Source organism: Arthrobacter celericrescens, from assembly GCF_003614925.1.
GTDB lineage: Bacteria > Actinomycetota > Actinomycetes > Actinomycetales > Micrococcaceae > Arthrobacter > Arthrobacter celericrescens.
The window spans coordinates 55731-79909 of the sequence record NZ_QYLP01000019.1; the positions used below are offsets into that span (position 1 = coordinate 55731).

A 24179-nucleotide genomic window follows, 5' to 3' on the forward strand; every position below is an offset into this window, starting at 1 on the left:
GCAGGCGCCTAGTAGGTGCTGAGCAGCCGGTTGAGCACGCGGGTGCCGAACTTCAGGGATTCGGCCGGCACCCGTTCGTCCACGCCGTGGAACATACCGGTGAAGTCGAGCTCGTCCGGAAGCATCAGCGGGGCGAAGCCGTAGCCCGTGATGCCGATCTTGCTCAGTGACTTGTTGTCCGTGCCGCCGGAAAGCGTGTACGGAAGGACCTTGGCGCCCGGGTCCTCGGCGTGCAGGGCATCGATCATGGAGTCCACCAGGTTGCCGGCGAACGGCACTTCGAGGGAGACGTCCTTGTTGACGTAGCTGACGTCGACGCCCTCGCCGGCCAGCTTCTTGATGGTCTCGAAGACGAGTTCCTGCTGGCCGGGCAGCGTGCGGCAGTCCACCAATGCTTCGGCGGACTCCGGGATCACGTTGTGCTTGTAACCCGAGCGCAGCAGTGTGGGGTTGGACGTGTTCTGCAGGGTGGCACCCACGAAGCGTGCAACCGTGCCGAGTTCCTTCAGGAGGAGCTCGGGGTTGTCGGCGTCGAACTCGACGCCGGTCAGCTCGGTGACGCCGTCCAGGAACTGGCGCGTAGTGGGCGTGAGTTCGATCGGCCACTGGTATTCGCCGATCCGGGTGACGGCTCCGGCAAGCCGGGTGATGGCGTTGTCGGTGTTGATCTGCGAGCCGTGGCCCGCCCGGCCGTGCGCCACGAGACGGAGCCAGGAGATGCCCTTTTCCGCGGTCTGCAGCAGGTAGGTGCGCTGGCCGCCGATGGTCGCGGAGAAGCCGCCGACCTCGGAAATCGCTTCGGTGGCGCCGTCGAACAGTTCGCGGCGGTGCTCGACGGCGTAGCGCGCACCGTAGGTGCCGCCGGCTTCCTCGTCGGCAAAAAAGGCGAAGACGATGTCCCGTTTGGGCTTACGGCCGCTGCGCGCGAAGTCGCGCATCACAGAGAGGATCATGGCGTCCATGTCCTTCATGTCCACGGCGCCACGGCCCCAGATCAGGCCGTCCTTGAGTTCGCCGCTGAAGGGATCCACAGACCACTGGTCCTTGAGCGCCGGAACGACGTCGAGGTGGCCGTGGACCACCAGGGCGTCCGCCGAAGGATCCTCGCCGGCCATCCGGGTCACGACGCTCGCCCGGCCGGGGGCCGATTCGAAGATTTCGGCGTCGAGGCCCACCTCGCTGATCAGCCCGGCGGTGTACTCCGCGGCCGCCCGCTCGCCCGGACCGGTGCTGTCGCCGAAGTTCGAGGAGTCTATCCGGATGAGTTCCTGGCAGATCCGGACAACTTCGTCTTCGGGGCGGATCTCAGACATGGAACTCTCCTTGCTGGCTTCGGTACACAGTGCTGGGCTCGATGCACATTCGTCTCACCGCGCAGCATCGCGGGCGCGGCACTCCCCCAGCCTACCCATCCGGGGCCCGTTGCGGAGCGCATGAGGCTGTGGTCTTCCGCTACGGGTTGCGCCCGGAGGGCCACGCGGAGGAGCATCCCGGGTGCTGTCTCCGTGCGAATGGCCTAAATGCAGGCGAATTATTGGGACGCGCATTACATTCGCCAGGAGTGAAAGAATTCGTCATTAAACGAACGAGGCCCGAATTCACGGAATTGAATTCGGGCCTCGCATTTGTGCGCGGAGGGGGACTTGAACCCCCACCCCCTTTCGAGGACTAGCACCTCAAGCTAGCGCGTCTGCCATTCCGCCACCCGCGCAGGTGGTGTTCGGAGCATCTTCCACGCCTTCCGGCGCTTTGCTTTCCTCCGAAGCAGCGAGAAAAACTCTAACACGGTTCGCGGGGATTTAAAAATCGGGAGACGGGTGCGCGGGATCCGGAAAATCCGGTGGGCGTGAGTACCCGGGTGGCAGCCGTGTCCGACGTCGGAGCGGCCGCAGCCGGGCTAAGCTGTGGGCCCGCCGCTAGTCCAGGGTTGCCACGGACCCGCGGAAGTGGCGGCGGCCGCTGCGCGGGTTCCAGCCGGTGAAGTCAGAACGATCCCAGTGTCCGCCGGCACTGCGGGACGTGCTGATTTCCAAGGAAACGCGGGCAGGGAGGAAAACCGGAGCTTCGAACATGACCTCCCACGTGAAGGCCTCGCTCCGGGCGGGCCCCACCTCGGCCAGCGCCCTCGACGCGAGGTACATGCCGTGGGCGATCGAACGTTTCAGGCCCAGGGCCTTGGCTGACAGCACGCTCAGGTGGATCGGATTGAAGTCTCCCGAAACGCCGGCATAGTTCCGCCCGGTGTCCACCCCAAGTGCCCACAGGGCGGTCGGGACGGGCGGGCTGAACGGCGTTTCCGGCCCGCCGCCCTGCACACCGTCCGTGTCCACGCCCGGCTTGTCCACCCCCGGAAGGAAGAAGCCCTTCGCAAGATAGGAGGACACTCCTTTCCAGCGGAGCACGCCATCGTTATCCCGGACTTCGGCAACGAGGTCAACAAGGGACCCGGCCCGGTGCCCGCGGAGGTTTTCGACCCATGCCACGATCTCCAGCGACTCGGAGAAATGCACGGCGCGGTACTGGTCCGCCCGGTTCCGCAGGTGGATCATGCCCAGGAGTGGGAGCGGGAAATCGTCGCGGTTAAGCACGCTCATTGCCACAGGGAAAGCCAGTGCATGGATGAATCCGGACGGAAGGAAGTCGCCGGCGGTCTCGCCGAGCAGGTGCTGGAAGGCGGTCAGCTTTTCGACGTCGGCCTTGACACCCCGGAGCCCGTGCCGGGCGTCGGGAAGGCCGGTGGCGGGCCGGGCGCCGGAGATCCGCCGGCGTGCCGCCGTCGCCGCGGCATTGAGATACAGCATGGAGAGTGAGGGCGCTTCCGGCAGGAACACGGTCTGCCGGCTCCCGTCCGTGTCGGTGCTCATGCGCCCACCAGGTTCTGTCCACAGACCCGCAGCACCTCTCCGGAGATTCCCCCGGCGGCATCAGACGCGAGGAATGCAATGGCCTCGGCTACGTCGCCCGGGATTCCGCCCTGCTGCAGGGAATTCAAGCGCCGTGCCACTTCCCTGGTCAGCAAGGGAATCCGGGCGGTCATCTCGGTTTCGATGAAACCCGGAGCGACGGCGTTGATCGTACCGCCCCGGGCAGCCAGCAGCGGCGCACTGGCACGGACCATCCCGATCACGCCCCCCTTGGACGCGGCGTAGTTGCTTTGGCCGCGGTTGCCGGCGATGCCGCTGGTGGAGGCGACCGACACGATGTGAGGTGCCACGGGAAGGGCGGGCGAGCCAAGGACGGCATCGTTGATGCGCAACTGGGAGGCGATATTGACGGCGATCACCGAGCGCCAGCGGCCGTCGTCCATGTTCGCCAGCAACTTGTCGCGGGTGATCCCTGCATTGTGGACCAGGATGTCCAGGCTTCCGTGCCGTTCCAGGGCATGGTGGATGATCCGCTCCCCGGCCTCGGGGACGGTGATATCCAACTGCAGGGCGGTTCCCTTGACCTCGTTGGCGACCTCCGCCAGGTGGTCCCCGGCCGCGGGAACATCGACGGCCACAATCGTGGCGCCGTCGCGATGGAGTGTCCGTGCAATAGCGGCTCCGATCCCCCTGGCGGCTCCGGTGACGACTGCGACCTTTCCGGCGAGCGGCTTGTCCGGATCGCCCGGCTGGCTGCCGGAGGCAGTGGAGACGGTGAGGAACTGGCCGTCGACGAACGCGGAACGGCCGGAGAGGAAGAAGCGCAGGGCTCCGAGGGTCCCCGGGCTCCGTGGCCCGGCGTCGCGGCCCAGCAGTATGCCGTTCGCCGTGGCCCCGTCGCGGAGTTCCTTGGCCACCGAGCGTACGATTCCGTCGATGCCCTGGCGGGCGGCCGCTTCTGCCGGGTCCGCCGCGGACTCCCACGTGCGTGACACGCTGACCACCCGGCCGCCCGGGGCGAGATCACGCAGCGAGCGGGCGGCGGTCAGCATCGGGATCTCAAGGTCCTCCGGCCGCCGGACGTCGTCCAGGAGCAGGATGATGGCCCCGAGCCTTTCCTTGGGCAGAGCGTTGCGCCGCACGTCCAGGCCCCAAGAGAGGAGTTCGGCGGCGAGGGCTTCCGCTTCCTTTCCTTGGCTGTCATCCTGCCTGCCGATGACGAGGACCGGTCCGGGCGCGAGCGGGCTGCCCGGCGTGTACCTGCGCAACTCGACGGGCCTGGGCAGGCCGAGCTTCCCGGCGAGGTCGCGGCCGATTCCGCGGCTGACGAATTGGGTGTACTTGTCGCTCATGCCTGCACCCCTTCCGCGGCCGGGTATGCCTCAAGGACGGCCACGACGCCTTGTCCGCCTGCCGCGCAAATGGAGATCAGGCCGCGGGCCGGGCGCCCGTCCACCCTTCGACGGTCGTGGAGCATTTTCGCCAAGGAGGCAACGATGCGCCCGCCGGTCGCGGCGAAAGGGTGGCCTGCTGCCAGCGAGGAGCCGTTGACGTTGAGCCTGCTGCGGTCGATGGAGCCGAAGGCGCCCGGAAGGCCGAGGCGGCTGCGTCCGAAGTCTTCGTCTTCCCACGCGGCCAGCGTGCTGAGGACGGTGCCTGCGAAGGCTTCGTGGATTTCGAAGAAGTCGAAGTCCGCGAGCGTCAGTCCGTTGCGGGCCAGGAGCCGCGGCACCGCGAATGCCGGGGCCATCAGCAGGCCGTCCTTGCCATGGACGAAGTCGACGGCGGCGGCCTCCCCGTCCACGATGGTGGCCAGCTTCGGCAGCCCCCGTTCGTCCGCCCATTCTTCGCTTCCCAGAAGCACGGTGGCGGCGCCGTCCGTGAGCGGCGTGGAGTTGCCGGCCGTCATGGTCGCCTCGGTGCCAAGGGTCTTGCCGAACACGGGTTTCAAGGTGGCGAGCTTCTCCAGCGACGTGTCGGGGCGCAGGTTCGAATCCCGGGTCAATCCGCGGTATGGGGTGAGGAGGTCGTCGAAGAAGCCGCGGTCGTATGCCGCCGCGAGATTGCGGTGGCTGTTGTAGGCGAGTTCGTCCTGGGCTTCGCGGGTGATCTTCCATTGCGCCGTGGTGAGTGCCTGGTGCTCGCCCATGGATAGTCCAGTGCGGGGTTCGCCGGTGTCCGGGGCGTCCGGGGCGATATCCTTGGGGCGCAGCCGCGAGAGCACCTTGAGCCGCGCAGGAAGGGTCTTGGCCCGGTTGAGGTCGAGCAGAACTTCGCGCAGCCCCTCGCTGACGGCGATCGGCGCATCGGAGGCAGAGTCCACGCCACCGGCCACCGCGGAATCGATTTGGCCCAGCTTGATCTTGTTGGCCAGGCCGAGCACCGTCTCCAAGCCGGTGGCGCAGGCCTGCTGCAGGTCGTAGGCGGGGGTTTCGGCCGACAGGGCTGATCCGAGGACGGCCTCGCGGGTCAGGTTGAAGTGCCTCGAGTGCTTCAGGACGGCACCCGCGGCAACTTCGCCGAGCCTCTCCTCCTGCAGGCCGAAGCGGGCGATCAATCCGTCGAGTGCGGCGGTGAGCATGTCCTGGTTGGAAGACCTCGTGTAGGCGCCGCCGCTCCGGGCGAAGGGGATCCTGTTGCCACCGATCACCACCGCCTTGCGGACGCCGGCGTGGGGTGCATGCTGCCCTTGCTGCTCGTGGCCTTCTTCCGGTGACAGTGCTGCTTCGGGCATCAAATTGCTCCTTCGCTGGTTTCGATTACTGATACCCAGCGTACCTGATACGCTGGGTATCGTGAACAGCGTCACAGCATCCAAGCAACCGGCATCAAGGCAAGCAGCCACAGGGTCCGCCGCCTCCCATCCGATGGGGCCGGTGGACTACGTACAGCCCGCCGTCGACGGCCGTGCTGCGCGCTGGCAGCGCCACCGGGAAGAGCGCCGCCGGGAACTGATCAAGGCCGCCCGCAAGGCCGTACATACCTTGGGCCGCGACGCCTCGATGGAGGACATCGCTGCCGCGGCCGGCACCTCGAAGCCGGTGTTCTACCGCTACTTCGGCGACAAGGCGGGGCTCCAGCAGGCCATGGGAGAGGTAGTCCTCGCCCAGATGCAGCGGAAGATGAAGGAAGCCGTGGCCACTGCCACAACTGCGCGCGAAGGCCTGTTCGCCATGGTGTCGGCCTACCTGCAGATGGCGGAGTCGAGCCCGAGCGTCTACGCCTTCGTCACCCGCTTGCCGCACGGCGACGCCGGCCAGCAGGATGCCATCGCGGCCTCCGGCGCCCTGGGTCACTTCTTCGAGTCGATCAGCGCCATGATGGCCGCGCCGATGCGCGAACACCTCGGCCCCGACGCCGAGACCCTGATCGGCTACTGGCCGACGGCGGCGATCGGCATGGTGCGCAACGCCGGCGAGCTGTGGCTCAGTTCGCCGGACTCCCCTGCCAAGCCCGACCAACAGGCGATGGCCGGGTACATCACCGACTGGCTGTGTGTCGGGATCGCGCCCGGGAGCAGGGCCGCACAGAAGCCGCAATGATTTACAGCCCGCAATGACCACCGTATGGAAACCGCGAAGGAATCACATGACTGAAGTAGTGGACCGCACCGTGTCCGGCACCAACCCCGCCGGATCCGGAAGCGCCGGCACCCCGGCCGTCGACGTCGCCGCCTTGGGTGCATTGTTGCTTGGCCGCTGGGCGGACGTCCGGCGGACCGCCCGGGAGCTGGCCGGTCGCCCCGAGGTGCACAAGATCGAGGGTTTGACCCACACGGAGCACCGGAAGCGCGTGTTTGCGCAACTGGGTTACCTCGTGGAGAACAACGCGGTGCACCGGGCTTTTCCGGTCCGTCTGGGAGGCTCGGACGATCACGGCGGAAACATCGCCGGCTTCGAGGAACTCGTCACGGCCGATCCCTCGCTGCAGATCAAGGCCGGGGTCCAATGGGGCCTGTTCGGATCGGCCGTGCTTCACCTTGGCACCGCCGAGCACCATGACAAGTGGCTGCCGGGCATCATGAGCCTGGAGATCCCGGGCTGCTTCGCCATGACAGAGACCGGCCACGGCTCGGACGTTGCGAGCATTGCCACCACCGCCACTTACGACGAGGCCACGCAGGAATTCGTCATCCACACCCCGTTCCGGGCAGCCTGGAAGGACTACATCGGCAACGCGGCCAACGACGGTCTCGCCGCCGTCGTCTTCGCCCAACTGGTGACCCGCAACGTCAACCACGGCGTCCACGCCTTCTACGTTCCCCTGCGCGATCCGGAGAGCAAGGAATTCCTCCCCGGAATCGGCGGCGAGGATGACGGCGTCAAGGGCGGGCTGAACGGCATCGACAACGGCCGCCTGCATTTCAGCAACGTCCGGATCCCGCGGACAAATCTGCTCAACCGCTACGGCAGCGTCTCCCCCGACGGCGAGTACAGCTCGCCCATTGCCAGCCCCGGCCGCCGCTTCTTCACCATGCTTGGCACACTCGTCCAGGGCCGCGTTTCACTGGACGGTGCAGCCGTAGCCGCGAGCAAGGTGGCCCTCAAAGCCGCCATCCAGTACGCCAGCGAACGGCGCCAGTTCAACTCCTCCTCGCCCGTGGAAGAAGAGGTGCTGCTTGACTACCAGCGCCACCAGCGGCGCCTGTTCACCCGGCTCGCCACTACGTACGCTGCCGGATTTGCCCATGAGCAGTTGCTTGCGAAATTCGAGGACGTCTTTTCCGGGAAGCGGGACACCGACGCCGACCGGCAGGACCTCGAGACCCTCGCCGCCGCACTCAAGCCCTTGAGCACCTGGCACGCGCTGGACACGCTCCAGGAGTGCCGCGAGGCCTGCGGCGGTGCCGGCTTCCTGATCGAAAACCGTTTCGCGTCGCTGCGTGCCGACCTCGACGTCTATGCCACGTTCGAGGGCGACAACACGATCCTCCTGCAACTGGTGGCCAAGCGGCTACTGGCGGATTACGCCAAGGAATTCCGGTCCGTGGACTTCGGCGTGCTGGCCCGTTTTGTCGCATCGCAGGCAGCCGACGTCGCCCTGCACCGGACGGGCTTGCGCCAGGTGGCCCAGTTCGTGGCCGATACCGGCTCCGTGCAAAAGGCCGCCCTGGCGCTGCGGGACGAAGAGGGCCAGCGGACCCTGCTCACGGACCGGGTACAGTCAATGGTCGCCGAGGTCGGTTCGGCCCTGAAAGGCGCCAACAAGCTGCCCCAGCACCAGGCCGCCGCCCTGTTCAACCAGCACCAGGACGACCTCATCGACGCCGCCCGCGCCCACGCCGAGCTCCTTCAGTGGGAGGCCTTCACCGAGGCGCTTGCCGGCGTCGAAGATCCGGGCACCCTGAAGGTACTCACCTGGCTGCGGGACCTGTTCGGCTTGTCGCTGATCGAAAAGCACCTGTCCTGGTACCTCATGAACGGCCGGCTCTCGATGCAGCGCGGCCGCACGGTCGGCGCCTACATCAACCGCCTGCTGGTCAAGATCCGTCCGCACGCCCTGGACCTGGTGGATGCCTTCGGCTACGGCCCCGAGCACCTGCGTGCGGCCATCGCCTCCGGCGCCGAGCAGCAGCGGCAGGACGAGGCCCGCGACTACGTCCAGGCACAGCGGGCCAGCGGCTCAACACCTATGGAGGAAAAGCACCTCCCGGCGTTGAAGAGCTGAGCTGCTACCGCGGCCGAAAGCCACTGACCCCGCCGCAAGCGGGCACAACGACGGCGGCGCCGCACCCTCGCAAGTTGTTTTGCCGAAGGTGCGGCGCCGCCGTCGTGCGTCAACCGGTGCGGGTGGCCCGCCCAGGCGGGTCAGGGCTTGTCGAGCACGGAGCGGTACACCTCAAGGGTGGTCTGGGTGATCGATTCCCAGGAGAAGTGGGCTTCGGCCCGTGCCCGGCCTGCGGCGCCCATGGCCTTCGCCCGCTCCGGGTCGGACACCACTTCGGTGAGGGCAGCGGCGAAGTCGGCCACGAATTTCTCCGGATCCAGCGGGGTGCCGGTCCCGTCGGTGACCTGGTCCAATTCCACCAGCAGACCGGTTTCGCCGTGGTTCACGACCTCGGGGATGCCGCCGGTGGCGCTGGCGACGACTGCCGCACCGCAGGCCATTGCTTCGAGGTTGACGATGCCGAGCGGCTCGTAGATGGACGGGCAGGCGAACGCCGTGGCGTGGCTGAGCACCTGGATGAGCTCCTTGCGCGGGAGCATGCGCTCGATAAGGATGACGCCTTCGCGCTTGCTCTGCAGATCCTCGATCAGGGCCGCCGTTTCCGCCGCGAGTTCCGGGGTGTCAGCGGCGCCGAGGCAGAGGACCAGCTGGACGTCGTCCGGCAGCTTGGCGGCCGCGCGGAGCAGGTAGGGCACACCCTTCTGGCGGGTGTTCCGGCCAACGAACACCACGCTGGGCTTGGCGGGATCGATTCCGAGGGCGCGGATATGCTCCTCGCCGGCGTCCGGCTGCCACAGCTCTACGTCGATGCCGTTGTGGACCACGCGCACCTTGGCCGGATCGACGTCCGGGTAGCTGCGCAGGATGTCCTGCCGCATGCCCTCGGAGACGGCGATGATCGCGGCAGCCGCCTCATAGGCGGTCTTCTCCACCCAGGAGGACAACGCGTAGCCGCCGCCGAGCTGCTCTGCCTTCCACGGACGCAGCGGCTCCAGGCTGTGCGCGCTGAGGACGTGCGGGATCCCGTGCAGCAGCGACGCGAGGTGGCCGGCCATGTTCGCGTACCAGGTGTGTGAATGCACCAGGTCCGCCCCGGCGACGTCGGGGACGATCCGCAGGTCGACGCCCAGGGTCTGGACGGCGGCGTTGGCCGACGCGAGGTCTTCCGGCGTCGAATATGACGTCACAGTCGCCCCGTGGAAGTCTGCGTCGCGGGGCGCGCCGAAGGCGCGGACCTGCAGCTCAACATGCTTTGCGAGGACCCGGCTGAGCTCGGCAACATGCACTCCGGCGCCGCCGTAGATCTCGGGAGGAAATTCTTTAGTCACAATGTCTACGCGCATGGTGCCTAACGTAGTCGTTCCCGGGTATCTGTTCTAGTGTGAAGGAGTCCGGCAGCCCGGGCTATTCGGGGGGCTTCAAGACGTACAGGGAGAAATACACCAATGGCGTTGAAAAAAGTATTGGCGATCGTACTGGCTGGCGGCGAGGGAAACCGCCTCATGCCACTGACTGCGGACCGGGCTAAACCGGCGGTGCCGTTCGCCGGCGGGTATCGACTGATTGATTTCGCGCTGTCGAACCTGGTGAATTCGGGGTATCTGCAGATCGTGGTGCTCACTCAATACAAGTCGCACAGCCTTGACCGCCATATTTCGGAAACGTGGCGCATGTCCACCCAGCTCGGGCGGTATGTCGCCTCGGTGCCGGCGCAGCAGCGCGTGGGCAAGAGCTGGTTCCTGGGCAGCGCGAACGCGATCTACCAGTCGCTGAACCTGATCCACGACGCCAACCCGGACATCGTGGTGGTGGTCGGTGCGGACCACGTGTACCGGATGGACTTCTCGCAGATGGTGGAGCAGCACATTGCCAGCGGGGCCAAGGCCACCGTCGCCGCCGTGCGCCAGCCGCTGTCCATGGCCAACCAGTTCGGCGTCATCGAGGTGGACCAGAACGATCCCCAGAAGATCTCCGCCTTCGTTGAGAAGCCGGCCGAAACCGCCGGCCTGGCCGCGGATCCCACCCAGTTCCTGGCCTCCATGGGCAACTATGTGTTCGACGCCGACGCCTTGGTGGATGCGCTCCGCCTCGACGCCGAGCGCCTGGACACCAAGCACGACATGGGCGGGGACATCATTCCCTACTTCGTGGGCAAGGGTGAAGCCGGCGTGTACGACTTCACCCTCAACGACATCCCGGGATCGACCGAACGCGACCGCACCTACTGGCGCGACGTAGGCACCATCGATTCCTTCTACGACGCCCACATGGACCTCATCTCTCCGGTCCCGGTGTTCAACCTCTACAACTCCGAATGGCCGATCTACACCCGGCAGAGCATCTCGCCGCCCGCCAAGTTCGTGCGCGGCGAGAACCAGACCGTGGGCTCGGCCCTGGACTCGATCGTGGCCAGCGGCGTGGTGGTGTCCGGCGGCATCGTGGAGGGCTCCGTGCTCTCCAACGACGTCTACGTCGGCACGGCCAGCCGTGTCCAGGACTCTGTGCTCATGGACAAGGTCCGGGTCGGTGAGGGCGCCGTGATCAACCGCGCCATCATCGACAAGAACGTCCGGATCCCGGCCGGCGCCGCCATCGGCCTCGACCCGGACCTGGACCGCGCCCGCGGCTACAAGGTGACGCAGTCAGGCATCACCGTCCTGGCCAAGGGCCAGCTCGTCCCGGAACCCGAAGAGGCCGAACTCGCTCTCTCCGCGGAATACCGGCGCGCCCTCCCGAAGGCAGTCAAGGCCGTCACCGAGGGCCTGCCCGAAGCCCGCGAAACCCTGGAAAAGACCGCCGAAGCCCAGGCAACCTCCGTCGAGGTCTGAACCGCCGGCAAACAGGCAGCCTCCCCGTGCACCGCATGGGGAGGCTGTTCCTTTTGAGGCCCTTCCGCGGCCCTGTAAAATCGGAGCAATGAGCTCTGAGTTGACGCCTGATGAGATCCAGGCCTGCCTTAAGGTCCTGAACACGATCCACGCCTATGACGAGGAGCACCCGGACTACGTCGCCGTCCGGCGCGCCACCGGGAAGATGTTCAAGGCCGTCAAGCGCCACCGCCGCGTCACCAAGCGGGACGCCATCGCCGAAGCCGACCGCGCCGTCATGGCCCTGACCGCGACGGCGGCCCCGGACCGCATCGACGACGAAACCCGCGGCAACAAGCTCGCCAGTTCGGCCACCGGCGAGATCGCCGGGCACTTGATCCGTTCCCGGCCCTGCTACATCTGCAAGCAGCATTACACCCAGGTTGACGCCTTCTACCACCAGCTGTGCCCGGAATGCGCCGCCTTCAGCCACAGCAAACGGGACGCCCGCACGGACCTGACCGGCCGCCGCGCGCTCCTCACCGGCGGGCGGGCGAAGATCGGCATGTACATTGCCCTGCGGCTGTTACGCGACGGCGCCCACACCACCATCACCACCCGCTTCCCCAAGGACGCCGCCCGCCGGTTCGCGGCGATGGAGGACAGCGCCGAGTGGCTGCACCGCCTGAAGATCGTCGGGATCGACCTGCGCGACCCGTCCCAGGTCATGGCCCTGACGGACTCCCTGAACGCAGCGGGCCCGCTGGACATCATCATCAACAACGCAGCCCAGACCGTGCGGCGCTCCGGCAACGCCTACAAGCCCTTGGTGGATGCCGAGGACGAGCCCCTGCCCGCGGCTTTGCAGGCCGGCAACGGCGGCCCGGAACTGGTCACCTTCGGCCACGCGCACGATAAGCACCCGCTGGCCATCGCGCACAGCGTCAGTGAACACCCGGTCCTGGCCGGCGATGCCATCACTTCGCTGGCGTTGTCCACGGGGTCGGCCTCGCTGGAACGCATCGCCAGCGGCACGGCCATCGACGCCGGCGGCCTGGTCCCGGACCTGGCAACGGTGAACAGCTGGACCCAGGTGGTGGACGAGGTGGATCCGCTGGAACTGCTGGAGGTCCAGCTCTGCAACGTCACCGCGCCGTTCCTGCTGGTGAGCCGCCTGCGCGGGGCCATGAAGCGTTCCGCCGCCCGCCGGAAGTACATCGTGAACGTCTCCGCCATGGAAGGGCAGTTCTCCCGCGTCTACAAGGGCCCGGGCCACCCGCACACCAACATGGCCAAGGCGGCCCTGAACATGATGACCCGCACCAGCGCCCAGGAAATGCTGGACACCGACGGCATCCTCATGACTGCGGTGGACACCGGCTGGATCACCGACGAACGCCCGCACTACACCAAGGTCCGGCTCATGGAGGAAGGCTTCCACGCTCCCCTGGACCTGGTGGACGGGGCCGCCCGCGTCTACGATCCGATCGTCATGGGCGAACAGGGCGTGGACCAGTTCGGCGTCTTCCTCAAGGACTACAAGCCCAGCCCCTGGTAATCCAGACAAGACTGGTAAGCCAGGGGCGAGAACACAGACATACAAGTGCGGGGCGCCGGATGATCCGGCGCCCCGCACTTTGTGCTTTAAAGCAGCCCTAGGCCAGGCGGGTGATTTCCACGGTCACGGTCAGCGCCGATCCTCCGCCGCCGGACAGAATGCCCTTCAGCGGCGGCACGTCGCGGTAGTCGCGGCCGCGCGCCACGGTCACGTGGTGGTCGCCGGCCGGTTTGTGGTTGGTGGGGTCCCAACTGCGCCACTCCCCGTCCCACCACTCCAGCCACGCGTGGGACTGGCCGGCTACGGTCTCGCCGATGTCCGCCGTCGACCGCGGGTGGATGTACCCGGAAACGTAGCGCGCCGGGATGCCGCAGCTGCGCAGCGAGCCGATCGCAAGGTGCGCGAGGTCCTGGCAGACGCCCTGGCGCTGGGTCCAGGCCTGCTCGGCGTTGGTGGTGACGCCGGTGCTGCCCTTCATGTAGGTCATCTCGCCGCGCATCCATTCGAACACGGAGATGGCGGCGTCGTGCGGGTTCCGGCCCGCCACCACCCCGGGGATGATCGACAGGACCTCGTCGCCGGGGCCGCTCAGCCGGGACTGCGGCAGCCAGTCGCTGAACTGGTCCCGCACGGCGTCGGATCCGAGCGTCTCCCAATCGACAATCTGCTCCGGCAGCGCGACCTTCTCTGCCCGGTGCACCTCGACGGTGCTCGTGGCCAGGACTTCGAGCCGTTCGTGCGGCATCTGCATGTCGAAGGCGGTGACGCGGGTGCCCCAGTAGTCGCGGTAGCTGCTGACGGCGGCCTGCGACGGCGTGACCTTCAGCGACGATTCCAGCACCACCTGCTGCGGGTCCGTCAGCGGGGTCATCCGGGCCTCGTTGTAGGACAGGGTGACCCGCTTGTTGTACTTGTACGCGGTCTTGTGGACGATGCTTAGCCGGGTCATGAAACTTCTCCCACCCAGGCCAGCTCATCCGCCTGATTGAAGTACTTACGGGAAATCGCGTCGGAAGCTTGCGTAACCGCTTTCTGCACACGGTCCATGTGCTCGGGCAGTTCCGCCATCAGGTCGTCCGTGCGGTGGAACTCGAGGAAGGTCCTGGCCTGGCCCACGATCCGGCGGGCGTCGTTGATGAAGCCGACGCGCTGGGCCGAGGGATCGAGCTTGGCCAGGCACTCATCGGCGTCGCGCAGGGCGTACACGATGGATCGCGGGAACAATCGGTCCAGGAGCAGGAACTCCGCGGCGTGCTGGTCGCCGAAGGCGGCCCGCCGGGTGCGCAGGAACGACTCGTAGGCGCCGGCGCAGCGCAGCATGTTCACCCAGGACATGCCCGCGGAGAGCACGTCCCGGGTGGAGAGCATGCGGGCCGTCATGTCGGCGCGTTCCAGCGAGCGGCCGAGCACCAGGAAGAGCCAGCTTTCGTCGTGGCTGACCGTGGTGTCGGCGAGGCCGCGGACCATGGCGGTTCGCTCCAGGACCCAGTTGCAGAAACGGTAGGTGCCCACCACGTCCTTGCGGTGCTGGTTCAGCCCGTAGTAGGTGGTGTTGAGGCATTCCCACAGGGAGGACGACACGGTTTCGCGGGCACGGCGGGCGTTCTCGCGCGCGGCCCCGAGGGAACCGGCGATCGAGGACGCGTTGGATTTGTCGTAGGCCAGTGCGTGGAGCAGTTCGGGCAGGCCGAATTCCTCGCTCTGCGGGCGTGCGCCCATCACGGCCAGGAGCTCACGGGCAACGCTGCGCTGCTCGTCGAGCGGAAGGTGGTTCAAGCGCTCGAGGTGGACGTCCAGGATCCTGGCGGTGCCGTCGGCACGTTCCACATAGCGGCCGATCCAGAAGAGTGACTCGGCAATACGGCTCAGCACGGGCCTGCCTCCTTGGGGTTCGGGGTCTTGTCAAAAGGACGGGCGGGCTGGAACGTGCTCATTGCTGTTCCTGCTCCGACTGGCGGTCGCGCCAGTTGCTTTCCACGGGCCAGACGGATACCTGCTCGCGGACGCTGATGCTCGGCCGCGGAAGGTCCGGTCCGGGCAGCTGCGGGGAATCGGAGAGCACCCAGGTGTCCTTCGATCCGCCGCCCTGGCTGGAGTTCACGATCAGCGACCCCTCCTTGAGTGCCACGCGCGTCAGGCCGCCGGGCAGCACCCAGACGTCGTCGCCGTCGTTCACGGCAAAGGGGCGCAGGTCCACGTGGCGCGGACCGAACTTGTCCCCCGAGAGGGTGGGCACGGTGGAGAGCTGCAGCACGGGCTGCGCGATCCAGCCGCGCGGGTCCGTCAGGATCCGCTGGCGCAGCGCATCGAGCTCGTCCTTGGAAGCGGCCGGGCCGATCACGAGGCCCTTGCCGCCCGAGCCGTCCACCGGTTTGACGACCAGCTCGTCCAAGCGGTCCAGCACGTGCTCGCGGGCTTCCTTCTCTTCCAGCCGGAAGGTGTCCACGTTGGCGATGACCGGCTCTTCGTGCAGGTAGTACCGGATGAGGTCCGGGACGTAGCTGTAGACCAGCTTGTCGTCGGCGACGCCGTTGCCCACCGCGTTGGCGATGGTGACGCCGCCGGCGCGGGCCGCGTTGACTAGCCCCGGGCAGCCGAGCATGGAGTCGGAGCGGAACTGCAGCGGATCGAGGAAGTCGTCGTCGATGCGCTTGTAGATGACGTCCACGCGCTGTTCACCGGCGGTGGTGCGCATGTAGACGCGGTTGCCGCGGCAGATGAGGTCGCGGCCTTCCACGAGTTCCACGCCCATGAGGCCGGCCAGGAGGGTGTGTTCGAAGTAGGCGCTGTTGAAGACGCCAGGGGTCAGGACGACGACGGTGGGATCGTCGACGCCGGACGGTGCGGTCTTGCGCAGGGCCGACAGCAGCCGGCGCGGGTACTCCTCGACGGGGCGGATGTGCTGCTGGCCGAACGCTTCGGGCAGGCCCTTGGCCATGGCCCGGCGGTTCTCGAGCACATAGCTGACGCCGGACGGGACACGCACGTTGTCTTCGAGGACGCGGAAGGTGCCTGCGGCGTCGCGGACGACGTCGATGCCGGAGACATGGACGCGCACCCCGCCCGCGGGCTCGAAACCATGCACGGCGCGGTGGAAGTGGGCGCTGGTGGTGACGAGCTGGCGGGGAATGACGCCGTCGGACACCACGGACATGCGGCCGTAGACGTCGTCGAGGAAGGCTTCGAGCGCGCGCACGCGCTGGGCGACGCCGCGTTCCAGGGTTTCCCATTCGTCGGCGGGGATCACGCGGGGCACGATGTCCAGCGGGAAGGGGCGCTCCTCCCCCGCGTAGTCGAAGGTGACGCCGCGGTCCAGGAAGGTCCGTGCCATCGATTCGGCACGCGCACTGACGTCTGCCAGCGACAACTCCTTCAGGGCTCCCTCGACCTGGCCGTACGATCTCCTGGCGATCTGGCCCGGCGCGAACATCTCGTCATAGGCACCGGAACGTGCCACGGCCTCGGAATAATCCTGGAATAGCTCTGACATGGGACTCAGGTAATCACCTATTCATTACGGGCGCATTTCACGCCGATTATGTGACGTACTTCACGCCCTCACCTCCGGGGCCGGCACCGGAAGAAAGTGCTTGATCCGGTATCTTCCGGCTCCGTAGCTGCCAATATATACCTGCCCGCCCCGGGTCCGCGGGCGCCCGCTCCGGCAGCGCCGATGCGTGGTTAGATAAGTTAGTGTCAAACCTCACACGCGATGAAGCTGCTGTCCGTTCCGCCGTGGTGGCAACTCACCGGTACGACGTCTCGCTGGATGTGCGGCACGCGGCGGATCCCGCCGTCGGGGGTTACACCAGCCGCACCTTCATCGCCTTCTCGGCGGAACCGGGCTCGGACACCTTCCTGGATTTCATCCACGGCGGGGTGCACAGCGTCTTCCTCAACGGCAAGGAACTGGACCTGGCTTCCGCCGTCGACGGCAACCGGATCCAGCTGCGGAACCTGGCCGCCGACAACGAGGTGATCGTCACCGGAACCGCGCTGTACAGCCGCTCCGGCGAAGGCATGCACCGCTTCTTCGATCCCGCCGACGGCAAGTGCTACCTCTACACCCAGTATGAGCCGGCCGATGCCCGGCGCGTCTTCGCGAACTTCGAACAGCCCGATCTGAAGGCGGAGTTCACCTTCCACGTGACGGCGCCGTCGGACTGGCACGTGGCGTCCAACGGTGCGGAATCCGGCCGTGCCCCGCTGGCCACCGACCCGGACGCCAGCACCTGGGACTTCGCCGCCACCAAGCGCATGTCCACCTACATCACCTCGGTCCTGGCGGGGCCGTACTTCCGCGCCGAGGACAGCTGGAGCGCGGAGCTCGACGACGGTACCCGGCTTGAGGTGCCGCTGGCCCTTTACTGCCGCGCGTCGCTGGCGGACTCGTTCGACGCCCCGGAACTGTTCGCCCTGACGAAGGCCGGCCTGGACTTCTTCAACCGGCTCTTCGACTACCCCTACCCGTGGGGCAAGTACGAACAGGCGTTCGTTCCCGAATACAACCTCGGCGCCATGGAGAACCCCGGCCTGGTGACCTTCACCGAAAAGTACGTCTTCACCTCCCGCGCCACCGACGCCCAGTACGAGGCCCGGGCGAACACCCTGATGCACGAGATGGCGCACATGTGGTTCGGCGACCTGGTGACCATGCGCTGGTGGGACGATCTCTGGCTCAAGGAGTCCTTCGCCGATTTCATGGGCACGCTCGGCGTTGACCGGGCCACCTCCTGGGAAACGGCGTGGGTGAACTTCGCCAACAAGCGCAAGGCCTGGGCCTACCTGCAGGACCAGCTGCCCACCACGCACCCGATTGTCGCGGACATCCCGGACCTCGAAGCGGCGAAGCAGAACTTCGACGGCATCACCTACGCCAAGGGCGCCTCGGTGCTGAAGCAACTCGTGGCGTACGTCGGCTTCGAGGCCTTCATCGAGGGTTCCCGCCGGTACTTCCGCGAGCACGCGTTCGGCAACACCTCCCTGGCGGACCTGCTCGCGGCCCTCGAGGCCGCGTCCGGGCGTGACCTCGGCGGCTGGACCCGGCAGTGGCTGCAGACTTCCGGCATCTCGACAGTCCGCGCGGACATCGCCGAAGGCGACGGCGGCACCATGGATTCCGTGATCCTGCACCAGGACTCGGTGGATCCGGCCACGGGCCGGCAGGAGCACCGGCCGCACCGGCTCAAGCTGGGGCTCTACGACTTCGACGGCGACGGTGCACTGCGGCGGACGGACGGCCTGGAGCTCGACGTCGACGGCCCGGTGACCGCAGTGGCGGGCCTCACCGGGAAGCGGCGCCCGGCCCTGCTGCTGGTCAACGACGAGGACCTCAGCTACGCCAAGGTCCGCCTCGACGCCGGCTCGGAGGCCACGGTCCGCGAGGCGCTTGACCGGATCGGCGACCCGATGGCCCGGGCTCTCTGCTGGACCGCCCTCTGGGACTCGGCACGCGACGCCGTGACACCGGCGGAGCTGTACTTGGCCGCCGTCGAACGCTTCGCCCCGGCCGAAGGCGGCATCGGAGTGTTGCTGAACGTCCTCGGCAACGCCGCGACGGCGGTGGAACGCTACGTGCCTGCCGCGCGGCGGGGCGCCGCGCGCAGCGCCCTGCTTGGCACGGCGGCGGCCCGGCTCCGGGATGCGGTTCCGGGATCAGACCAGCAGCTGGCCTGGGCGCGGACGCTCGCCGGACTGTCCCGGCACGACGGCGGCCAGCTCCCGTTGCTGCGCGGACTGCTGTCCGGCGCCGAACAGATCGATGGGCTGGCGGTGGATGCCGAGCTGCGCTGGAGCCTGTGGCAGGCCTTGGCCGCGAACGGTGCGGCGACAGCCGCCGAGCTCGACGCGGAACTGGAACGGGACACCACGGCCTCCGGGCGGGAGGGGCACGCCCTCGCGGCCGCGGCACGGCCGGATGCCGGAGTGAAGGCCGCGGCCTGGAAAGCAGCCGTCGAATCCGCGGAACTGTCGAACGAAATCCTGGGGGCCACGATCGCCGGCTTCATGACGGCGCCCGATGGAATGCTGGACGACTACATCGAACCGTATTTCGAGTGCCTGGAGCGCGTGTGGCAGGAGCGGAGCATCGAGATCGCCGGCCGGATTGTGCGCGGGCTGTTCCCGTCCGGGCAGGACCTGCAGGACGGCACCGCACCCGAGGAACATCCCGTACTGCGTAGGACGGACGCCTGGCTGGCCGCGCACGCGGAGGCGCCGCGGGCATTGCGCCGGATCATCCTGGAACAGCGCGACCACCTGCTGCGGGCCCTTCGCGCGCAGGCTGTGCCGCGGGCCGCAAGCTAGGGACTCGCCCTAGGGAATCCTGTACAGCCATTCCCCGGTGCCGAACTTGGTGCGCACGCGGTCCTGCGCGGCGGCCAGTTCGGCGTCGGTGATGCGGGATTCGATGGCCCCGTAGCGTTCGGCGAAAACCTCCTGCATGGCCGTGATGATGGCTTCCCGGGGCAGGCCGCTTTGCCTCCGCAACGGGTCCACCCGTTTCTTCGCGCTGCGCGTGCCCTTGTCGGAGAGCTTCTCCTTGGCGATGCGCAGCACCTCCACCATCTTGTCGGCGTCGATGTCGTAGCTCATGGTGACGTGGTGCAGCATGCCGCCGTTGGCGAGGCGCTTCTGCGCCGCGCCGCCGATCTTTCCCTGCTCCGTGGCGATGTCGTTCAACGGGACGTAATAGGCCGTGATCCCGAGCTTCTCCAGGGCCGCCATCACCCAGGCGTCCAGGAAGGCGTACGAGTCGGCGAAACTGATGCCGTCCACCAGGGTCTGCGGCAGGTAGAGGGAGTAGGTGATGCAGTTGCCCGCTTCCATGAACATCGCTCCCCCGCCGCTGATGCGGCGCACCACCGTGATGCCGTGCTTCTCCACGCCGCCGGGGTCCACCTCGTTGCGCACGGACTGGAAGCTACCGATCACCACCGAGGGTTCCTCCCAGTCCCAGAAGCGCAGGGTGGGGTTGCGGCGTCCTGCTCCGACTTCTTCGGTGAGGACTTCGTCGAGGGCCACGTTCACGTGCGTCGGGAGGACCGACGGCGGAATCACCTCCCACTGATGGTCCAGCCAGCCGGTGGCTTTGGACAGCGCGCGCCGCACGGCCACCGCAACTGCTTCCGCTGAGAAGCCGAACAGGACGGCGTTCGCCGGCAGGGCCTCATTCACTGCGTCGGCGAGCTCGCCCGGCGTCGACTCCGCGGGCAGCCCGGTGAGCGCACGGTTGATGTCCTGCAGCGCCTCGTCCGGTTCCAAGAAGAAATCGCCACTGACGGACATGTCCGCCAGCCTGCCGTCCACGACGTGGCAGTCCACGACGACGAGTTTTCCGCCGGGGACCTTGAATTCGCCGTGGAGGCGGCCGGCGTCGGAATCGGGAGAAGCGGTGCGGAACGTCATGGGCACCATCCTGCCCGAAAACACCTGTGCCCAATAACAACAAAGCCCGCGTCCCTTGACGGGACGCGGGCTCTGCTTACGCGACTTGGATGAAGTCGATTACTTCTTGGCGCCGAAGCCCTTGAAGCGAGCGTTGAAGCGCTCGACGCGGCCTGCGGAGTCCATGATGCGCTGCTTGCCCGTGTAGAACGGGTGGGACTCGGAGGAGATTTCGACGTCGATGACCGGGTAGGTGTTGCCGTCTTCCCACTCGATGGTCTTCGAGGAAGACACGGTGGACTTGGTCAGGAACTTGACGCCGGAAGCCAGGTCGTTGAAAACAACAGCTTCGTACTTCGGGTGGATATCAGACTTCATAATTGGACCTTTGTTCGCGCAGCTGGATTTTGCCAGCTGCCAGGTATGAATGGAGGTGGTCCGCGCGCCTGCGGACGATGAACGTTCCGCGGCTCCCGAGCCAACAAACTATCCTAGCCGATGCGGCGGGAAGTGGCGAACCGGCGAGGATGCCCTCGCGTGTTAGAGTCCCAGAATCCTCACACGGCCGCATGCAAGTCTCAATCACAGGAGGTTCGCGATGTCGGACACCACCTGCCACATGTCGATCTCGCTGGATGGCTTCGTCGCCGGGCCGGACCAGAGCCGCGAGGACCCACTGGGCAAGCGAGGGCTGGAGCTGCACGGCTGGCACATCGGCGACCCGCGGGCCAACCATGCCGACAAGATCGCGAGCGAGTGGCTCATGCGCCCGCGGGGCGCGTATGTGATGGGCCGGAACATGTTCGGCCCGATCCGCGGGGACTGGGATGAGGAATGGATCGGGTGGTGGGGATCCGAACCGCCGTACCACGCGCCGGTGTTCGTGTTGACTCATCACGGACATGACCCGATTCAGCTGGGCGGCGGGACGACCTTCCATTTCGTCACCGAGGGCTTCGACGCGGCCTACTCCGCAGCGTGCCAGGCAGCCGGGGACAAGGGAGTGGACATTGCCGGTGGGGCCTCTACGGTCCGACAGGCACTGAACGTCGGCGTGATCGACGAGCTCACCCTCGACATTGCACCAGTCCTCCTTGGTTCAGGCGAGCGTATCTTCGACGGAGTTGAATCCTTCGGCTTCGAACCGGCCGAAGTGCTTCACTCACCGCTGGCCACCCATATCCGCTATCGCCGCGTCACCTGACTCTCGCACCTGCTTGTATCAGTTCTTTTGCCGGAGTGATCGACTCCGCCAGCCGCACGGCTTTCCCGCCGACGAAGCCGGGCACGTTCGAGCAGCCCTTCCGCCCGTAGGTCAGGCGCAGACCGGGCGATTACCTTCGGGCGGCCGCCCGACCGTACCTGCGCACCGGAGGATTCCCCTGGGCAGACGGCCGGGTTTACTGTGAGTGCGTGCGCGGGCGCATCGAAGCCGACTATCTGGTGGTCGGCGCTGGGACAGCGGGGATGGTCTTCACCGACCGGATCCTCGCGCATTCGGATGCCACGGTGGCGATCGTCGATCGTCGGCACGCGCCCGGGGGACACTGGCAGGACGCATATCCGTTCGTCCGCCTGCACCAGCCCGCGAACCTCTACGGCGTCGAATCCGTGCCATTCGGAGCCGACAGGCGCGACGTCAGCGGCACGAACGCAGGCATGTACGAGCTGGCCGGCCCGAGCGAGATCTGCGCGCATTTCGAAGAGGCGATGACGCGGGTCTTCCTGCCGACCGGTCGTGTAGCCTACCTGCCCGAGTGCGAGTTCGTTGACGAGGGTCGGATCGTCTCCCGCCTGGACGGCCGCACCGTGCCCGTCACCGTGCGACGCCGCGTGGTGGATGCCAGGTATCTTGAGGGCCGCATCCCCGCCACCTCCGCCCCGCCCTTCGCCGTGGCCGAGGGAGTCCGCTGCATCCCCACCGGTGGGCTCGCCCGACTCGCCCACCCGGCCGGACGCTTCACCGTGATCGGCGCGGGAAAGACCGCCCTCGACACGTGTGTGTGGCTTCTCGAGCGGGGTGTGGACCCCGCCGACCTCACGTGGATCAAACCGCGCGAAGGCTGGTGGCCGAATAGACGCTACCTGCAGCCGCACGACCAAGTCGTCGAGCAGTACGTCGCGAACGCCGCACAGATCGAGGCCATGGCCCAAGCGACAACGGTTGACGATCTCTTCGCACGGCTCGACGAACATGGAATCCTGCTGCGGGTCGATCCCTCCGTGCCACCCACGATGTTCCACGGCGCGATCGTCGGAGAAGCCGAGATCGCTCTCCTCCGGCAAATCGAGGATGTGGTCCGCCTCGGCCACGTGCGTACAGTCGAGCGCGACCGCATCATCCTCGACGACGGTGTCATCCCCACGACACGCGACACGCTGCACGTCCATTGCGCGGCGTCGGGGCTCGTCCGGCCGCCACTTCGTCCGATTTTCGAACCTGGCCGCATAACGCTTCAGCCAATGTTCTGGGGCACCGTCTCGTTCCAGTACGCGATGCTAGGCGTCGTCGAAGCCGAACTCCACGACGACGACCAGAAGAACGAGCTGTGCCGCCCGCTGCACCTCTGGGATCGGAATGTCGACTTCCTCATCGCCTACGCCGCGCTGATGGCGAACGCCCGGGCACGCGGCCAGCATCCGGCCGTGTCCGCCTGGTCGCGCACGAGCCGGCTGTATCCTTTCGCCGAGCTGGAGCGTTACGCCGACGACCCACGCATCGCCGAGGCTCGCGAGCGCAGCCGAGCCCATGCCGCCGGAGCGCTCTCCAACCTCCCCCGCCTCATCGCCTCGGCGTGACCCCGCCACCGTCAAGACTCGTGATGCGGCCGGTGAGACTGGTACTGCGGGCTAGAGACGAGGCCGGCGGCTGCGGCTTCGTGCGTGATGGGCTGGGCGAGCATGGTCTTCCCGGCTCCCGGAGGGCCGACGAAGAGCAGGTGATGCACTCGCGCGCCTAACGGTGGGTAGCAAATGGTGCTCTGACCTGCGGTTCGGCTCAGAAGCTAGAACATTCTGGCCTAGCATTTGCCTCTGACACCAGGGTCAGATGGTTGCAGTCACGCTCAGACTCTTCGCGGGCGCAGTTCCCAGAACGCGACGGCGGACGCGGCCGCGACGTTCAGTGAGTCCACTCCCGCGCGCATCGGGATCTTGACGGCGAGGTCGACAGCGGCCAGCGTCTCAGGGCTCATCCCGGCACCTTCGGTGCCCAGCACCAAGGCGAGTTTCTCCGGACCGCGGGCCGCGAGCTCATCCAGGTCCACGGCGTCGGGCGTGAGTTCCATGGCGGCGACCGTGAAGCCCTGGGCCTTCAAGCGCTCCAGGTCGCCCGGCCAGCTTTCCAGCCGCGCCCACGGCACCTGGAAGACGGTGCCCATGCTCACCCGGACACTGCGCCTGTACAGCGGATCGCCGCAGCGCGGCGTCACCAGCACGGCGTCGAGGCCGAGTGCCGCTGCGGAACGGAAGATGGCGCCGACATTTGTGTGGTCCACGATGTCCTCCAGCACGGCCACGCGCCTGGACTCGGCCAGCAGCGTTTCCAGCGGAACCGGCGCGGGCCGGTGCATCGCGGCCATGGCGCCGCGGTGCAGGTGGAATCCGGTGATCTCTTCCAGCAGCTTCGCCTGCCCGATGTAGACCGGGACATCCGGGAACTGCCGGAAGACGTCGTCGAGGTCCTCCAGCCATTTCTCGGCGAGGAAGAACGACCGCGGGCGGTGGCCGGCGGCGAGGGCGCGCCGCAGCACTCGGGAGGACTCGGCGATGTACATGCCTTCCTCCGGTTCGCGGAGTTTGCGCAGGTGCACGTCGGTGAGCTGGGTGTAGTCGGACACCCGCGGGTCGTCCGCGGATTCAAGGTAATGGAATGTCACCGGCGAGGTCTTTTCGGAA

General features: G+C 67.1%; 19 protein-coding genes and 1 tRNA gene. 7 read left to right on the top strand and 13 right to left on the bottom strand.

Annotation, left to right across the window (positions count from 1 at the left end; genetic code table 11):
* Positions 1-8 precede the first annotated feature (8 nt).
* The 5 genes from D3654_RS03815 to D3654_RS03835 all read right to left on the bottom strand — a co-directional run bounded on the left by D3654_RS03815 (position 9) and on the right by D3654_RS03835 (position 5598).
* Entirely contained in the window at positions 9-1313 is a 1305-nt protein-coding gene (locus D3654_RS03815; RefSeq protein ID WP_120520198.1) for a M20/M25/M40 family metallo-hydrolase, read from the bottom strand.
* A gap of 315 nt (positions 1314-1628) precedes the next feature.
* Positions 1629-1711: transfer RNA gene (locus D3654_RS03820), tRNA-Leu, on the bottom strand.
* 205 nt (positions 1712-1916) lie between these two features.
* The gene (locus D3654_RS03825; protein ID WP_120520199.1) at positions 1917-2864 is read right to left on the bottom strand and encodes a MaoC/PaaZ C-terminal domain-containing protein; all 948 of its coding nucleotides are present in this window, start codon (positions 2862-2864) and stop codon (positions 1917-1919) included.
* Entirely contained in the window at positions 2861-4216 is a 1356-nt protein-coding gene (locus tag D3654_RS03830; protein ID WP_120520200.1) for a 3-oxoacyl-ACP reductase, read from the bottom strand. The genes D3654_RS03825 and D3654_RS03830 overlap by 4 nt, the downstream gene beginning before the upstream one ends.
* Positions 4213-5598: an acetyl-CoA C-acetyltransferase gene (locus D3654_RS03835; RefSeq protein WP_120520201.1), complete on the bottom strand. Its 1386-nt coding sequence runs from the start codon at positions 5596-5598 to the stop codon at positions 4213-4215. The genes D3654_RS03830 and D3654_RS03835 overlap by 4 nt, the downstream gene beginning before the upstream one ends.
* Positions 5599-5731: 133 nt before the next feature.
* Here D3654_RS03835 and D3654_RS03840 point away from each other — a divergent pair, with 133 nt between their 5' ends.
* Together D3654_RS03840 and D3654_RS03845 are read left to right on the top strand one after the other, a co-directional pair.
* The gene (locus D3654_RS03840) at positions 5732-6406 is read left to right on the top strand and encodes a TetR/AcrR family transcriptional regulator (protein ID WP_120520202.1); all 675 of its coding nucleotides are present in this window, start codon (positions 5732-5734) and stop codon (positions 6404-6406) included.
* A 46-nt stretch (positions 6407-6452) separates the two neighbouring features.
* Positions 6453-8531 carry an acyl-CoA dehydrogenase family protein gene (locus D3654_RS03845; RefSeq protein ID WP_120520203.1) on the top strand — a complete coding sequence of 693 codons (2079 nt, stop codon included), beginning with the start codon at positions 6453-6455 and terminating at the stop codon, positions 8529-8531.
* Positions 8532-8671: 140 nt separating this feature from the next.
* Here D3654_RS03845 and glgA read toward each other — a convergent pair whose 3' ends face one another.
* A complete protein-coding gene (gene glgA, locus D3654_RS03850) occupies positions 8672-9874 on the bottom strand; it encodes a glycogen synthase (protein ID WP_120520204.1) in 1203 nt (400 codons plus the stop codon).
* Between the two features lie 102 nt (positions 9875-9976).
* Between glgA and glgC the strand changes: the two genes are divergently transcribed.
* Together glgC and D3654_RS03860 are read left to right on the top strand one after the other, a co-directional pair.
* Positions 9977-11359: a glucose-1-phosphate adenylyltransferase gene (glgC, locus tag D3654_RS03855; protein WP_120520205.1), complete on the top strand. Its 1383-nt coding sequence runs from the start codon at positions 9977-9979 to the stop codon at positions 11357-11359.
* A gap of 88 nt (positions 11360-11447) precedes the next feature.
* Positions 11448-12896, top strand: a complete 1449-nt coding sequence (locus D3654_RS03860; RefSeq protein WP_120520206.1) for an SDR family NAD(P)-dependent oxidoreductase — start codon at positions 11448-11450, stop codon at positions 12894-12896.
* Positions 12897-12993: 97 nt separating this feature from the next.
* Here D3654_RS03860 and D3654_RS03865 read toward each other — a convergent pair whose 3' ends face one another.
* The 3 genes from D3654_RS03865 to D3654_RS03875 are packed head-to-tail and all read right to left on the bottom strand — an operon-like array spanning position 12994 to position 16386.
* Positions 12994-13845: a transglutaminase family protein gene (locus tag D3654_RS03865; protein WP_120520207.1), complete on the bottom strand. Its 852-nt coding sequence runs from the start codon at positions 13843-13845 to the stop codon at positions 12994-12996.
* Positions 13842-14768 (bottom strand): alpha-E domain-containing protein, encoded by a 927-nt coding sequence (locus D3654_RS03870; protein ID WP_120520208.1) that lies wholly within the window; start codon positions 14766-14768, stop codon positions 13842-13844. The genes D3654_RS03865 and D3654_RS03870 overlap by 4 nt, the downstream gene beginning before the upstream one ends.
* 58 nt (positions 14769-14826) lie before the next feature.
* Complete coding sequence (locus tag D3654_RS03875; protein ID WP_120520209.1) at positions 14827-16386, bottom strand: circularly permuted type 2 ATP-grasp protein; 1560 nt, start codon at positions 16384-16386, stop codon at positions 14827-14829.
* A gap of 203 nt (positions 16387-16589) precedes the next feature.
* On the opposite strand from D3654_RS03875, the gene pepN reads away from it, so the two are divergent.
* Positions 16590-19202, top strand: a complete 2613-nt coding sequence (gene pepN, locus D3654_RS03880; RefSeq protein ID WP_120520210.1) for an aminopeptidase N — start codon at positions 16590-16592, stop codon at positions 19200-19202.
* A gap of 9 nt (positions 19203-19211) precedes the next feature.
* Here pepN and lplAB read toward each other — a convergent pair whose 3' ends face one another.
* Both lplAB and D3654_RS03890 read right to left on the bottom strand, forming a co-directional pair.
* Positions 19212-20303: a lipoate-protein ligase LplAB gene (gene lplAB, locus D3654_RS03885; RefSeq protein ID WP_120520211.1), complete on the bottom strand. Its 1092-nt coding sequence runs from the start codon at positions 20301-20303 to the stop codon at positions 19212-19214.
* Between the two features lie 99 nt (positions 20304-20402).
* A complete protein-coding gene (locus D3654_RS03890; RefSeq protein ID WP_074589571.1) occupies positions 20403-20660 on the bottom strand; it encodes a type B 50S ribosomal protein L31 in 258 nt (85 codons plus the stop codon).
* Positions 20661-20880: 220 nt separating this feature from the next.
* Between D3654_RS03890 and D3654_RS03895 the strand changes: the two genes are divergently transcribed.
* Both D3654_RS03895 and D3654_RS03900 read left to right on the top strand, forming a co-directional pair.
* Positions 20881-21486 carry a dihydrofolate reductase family protein gene (locus tag D3654_RS03895; protein WP_120520212.1) on the top strand — a complete coding sequence of 202 codons (606 nt, stop codon included), beginning with the start codon at positions 20881-20883 and terminating at the stop codon, positions 21484-21486.
* 209 nt (positions 21487-21695) lie between these two features.
* Positions 21696-23081 carry an NAD(P)-binding protein gene (locus tag D3654_RS03900; RefSeq protein WP_162943609.1) on the top strand — a complete coding sequence of 462 codons (1386 nt, stop codon included), beginning with the start codon at positions 21696-21698 and terminating at the stop codon, positions 23079-23081.
* Between the two features lie 11 nt (positions 23082-23092).
* Here D3654_RS03900 and D3654_RS21000 read toward each other — a convergent pair whose 3' ends face one another.
* Together D3654_RS21000 and D3654_RS03910 are read right to left on the bottom strand one after the other, a co-directional pair.
* Positions 23093-23230, bottom strand: a complete 138-nt coding sequence (locus tag D3654_RS21000) for an ATP-binding protein (protein ID WP_205571726.1) — start codon at positions 23228-23230, stop codon at positions 23093-23095.
* Between the two features lie 117 nt (positions 23231-23347).
* A complete protein-coding gene (locus tag D3654_RS03910; RefSeq protein WP_120520215.1) occupies positions 23348-24160 on the bottom strand; it encodes a TrmH family RNA methyltransferase in 813 nt (270 codons plus the stop codon).
* Between the last annotated feature and the right edge of the window lie 19 nt (positions 24161-24179).

What these genes read in the sequence shown, in the direction of transcription:
- D3654_RS03815 (WP_120520198.1), bottom strand. Translation starts at nt 1,313, where the DNA reads ATGTCTGAGATCCGCCCCGAAGACGAAGTTGTCCGGATCTGCCAGGAA.
- glgA (WP_120520204.1), bottom strand. Translation starts at nt 9,874, where the DNA reads ATGCGCGTAGACATTGTGACTAAAGAATTTCCTCCCGAGATCTACGGC.
- D3654_RS03890 (WP_074589571.1), bottom strand. Translation starts at nt 20,660, where the DNA reads ATGAAGTCTGATATCCACCCGAAGTACGAAGCTGTTGTTTTCAACGAC.
- D3654_RS03860 (WP_120520206.1), top strand. Translation starts at nt 11,448, where the DNA reads ATGAGCTCTGAGTTGACGCCTGATGAGATCCAGGCCTGCCTTAAGGTC.
- D3654_RS03895 (WP_120520212.1), top strand. Translation starts at nt 20,881, where the DNA reads ATGTCGGACACCACCTGCCACATGTCGATCTCGCTGGATGGCTTCGTC.
- D3654_RS03825 (WP_120520199.1), bottom strand. Translation starts at nt 2,864, where the DNA reads ATGAGCACCGACACGGACGGGAGCCGGCAGACCGTGTTCCTGCCGGAA.
- D3654_RS03840 (WP_120520202.1), top strand. Translation starts at nt 5,732, where the DNA reads ATGGGGCCGGTGGACTACGTACAGCCCGCCGTCGACGGCCGTGCTGCG.
- D3654_RS03835 (WP_120520201.1), bottom strand. Translation starts at nt 5,598, where the DNA reads ATGCCCGAAGCAGCACTGTCACCGGAAGAAGGCCACGAGCAGCAAGGG.
- lplAB (WP_120520211.1), bottom strand. Translation starts at nt 20,303, where the DNA reads ATGACGTTCCGCACCGCTTCTCCCGATTCCGACGCCGGCCGCCTCCAC.
- D3654_RS03875 (WP_120520209.1), bottom strand. Translation starts at nt 16,386, where the DNA reads ATGTCAGAGCTATTCCAGGATTATTCCGAGGCCGTGGCACGTTCCGGT.
- glgC (WP_120520205.1), top strand. Translation starts at nt 9,977, where the DNA reads ATGGCGTTGAAAAAAGTATTGGCGATCGTACTGGCTGGCGGCGAGGGA.
- D3654_RS03845 (WP_120520203.1), top strand. Translation starts at nt 6,453, where the DNA reads ATGACTGAAGTAGTGGACCGCACCGTGTCCGGCACCAACCCCGCCGGA.
- D3654_RS03865 (WP_120520207.1), bottom strand. Translation starts at nt 13,845, where the DNA reads ATGACCCGGCTAAGCATCGTCCACAAGACCGCGTACAAGTACAACAAG.
- D3654_RS03830 (WP_120520200.1), bottom strand. Translation starts at nt 4,216, where the DNA reads ATGAGCGACAAGTACACCCAATTCGTCAGCCGCGGAATCGGCCGCGAC.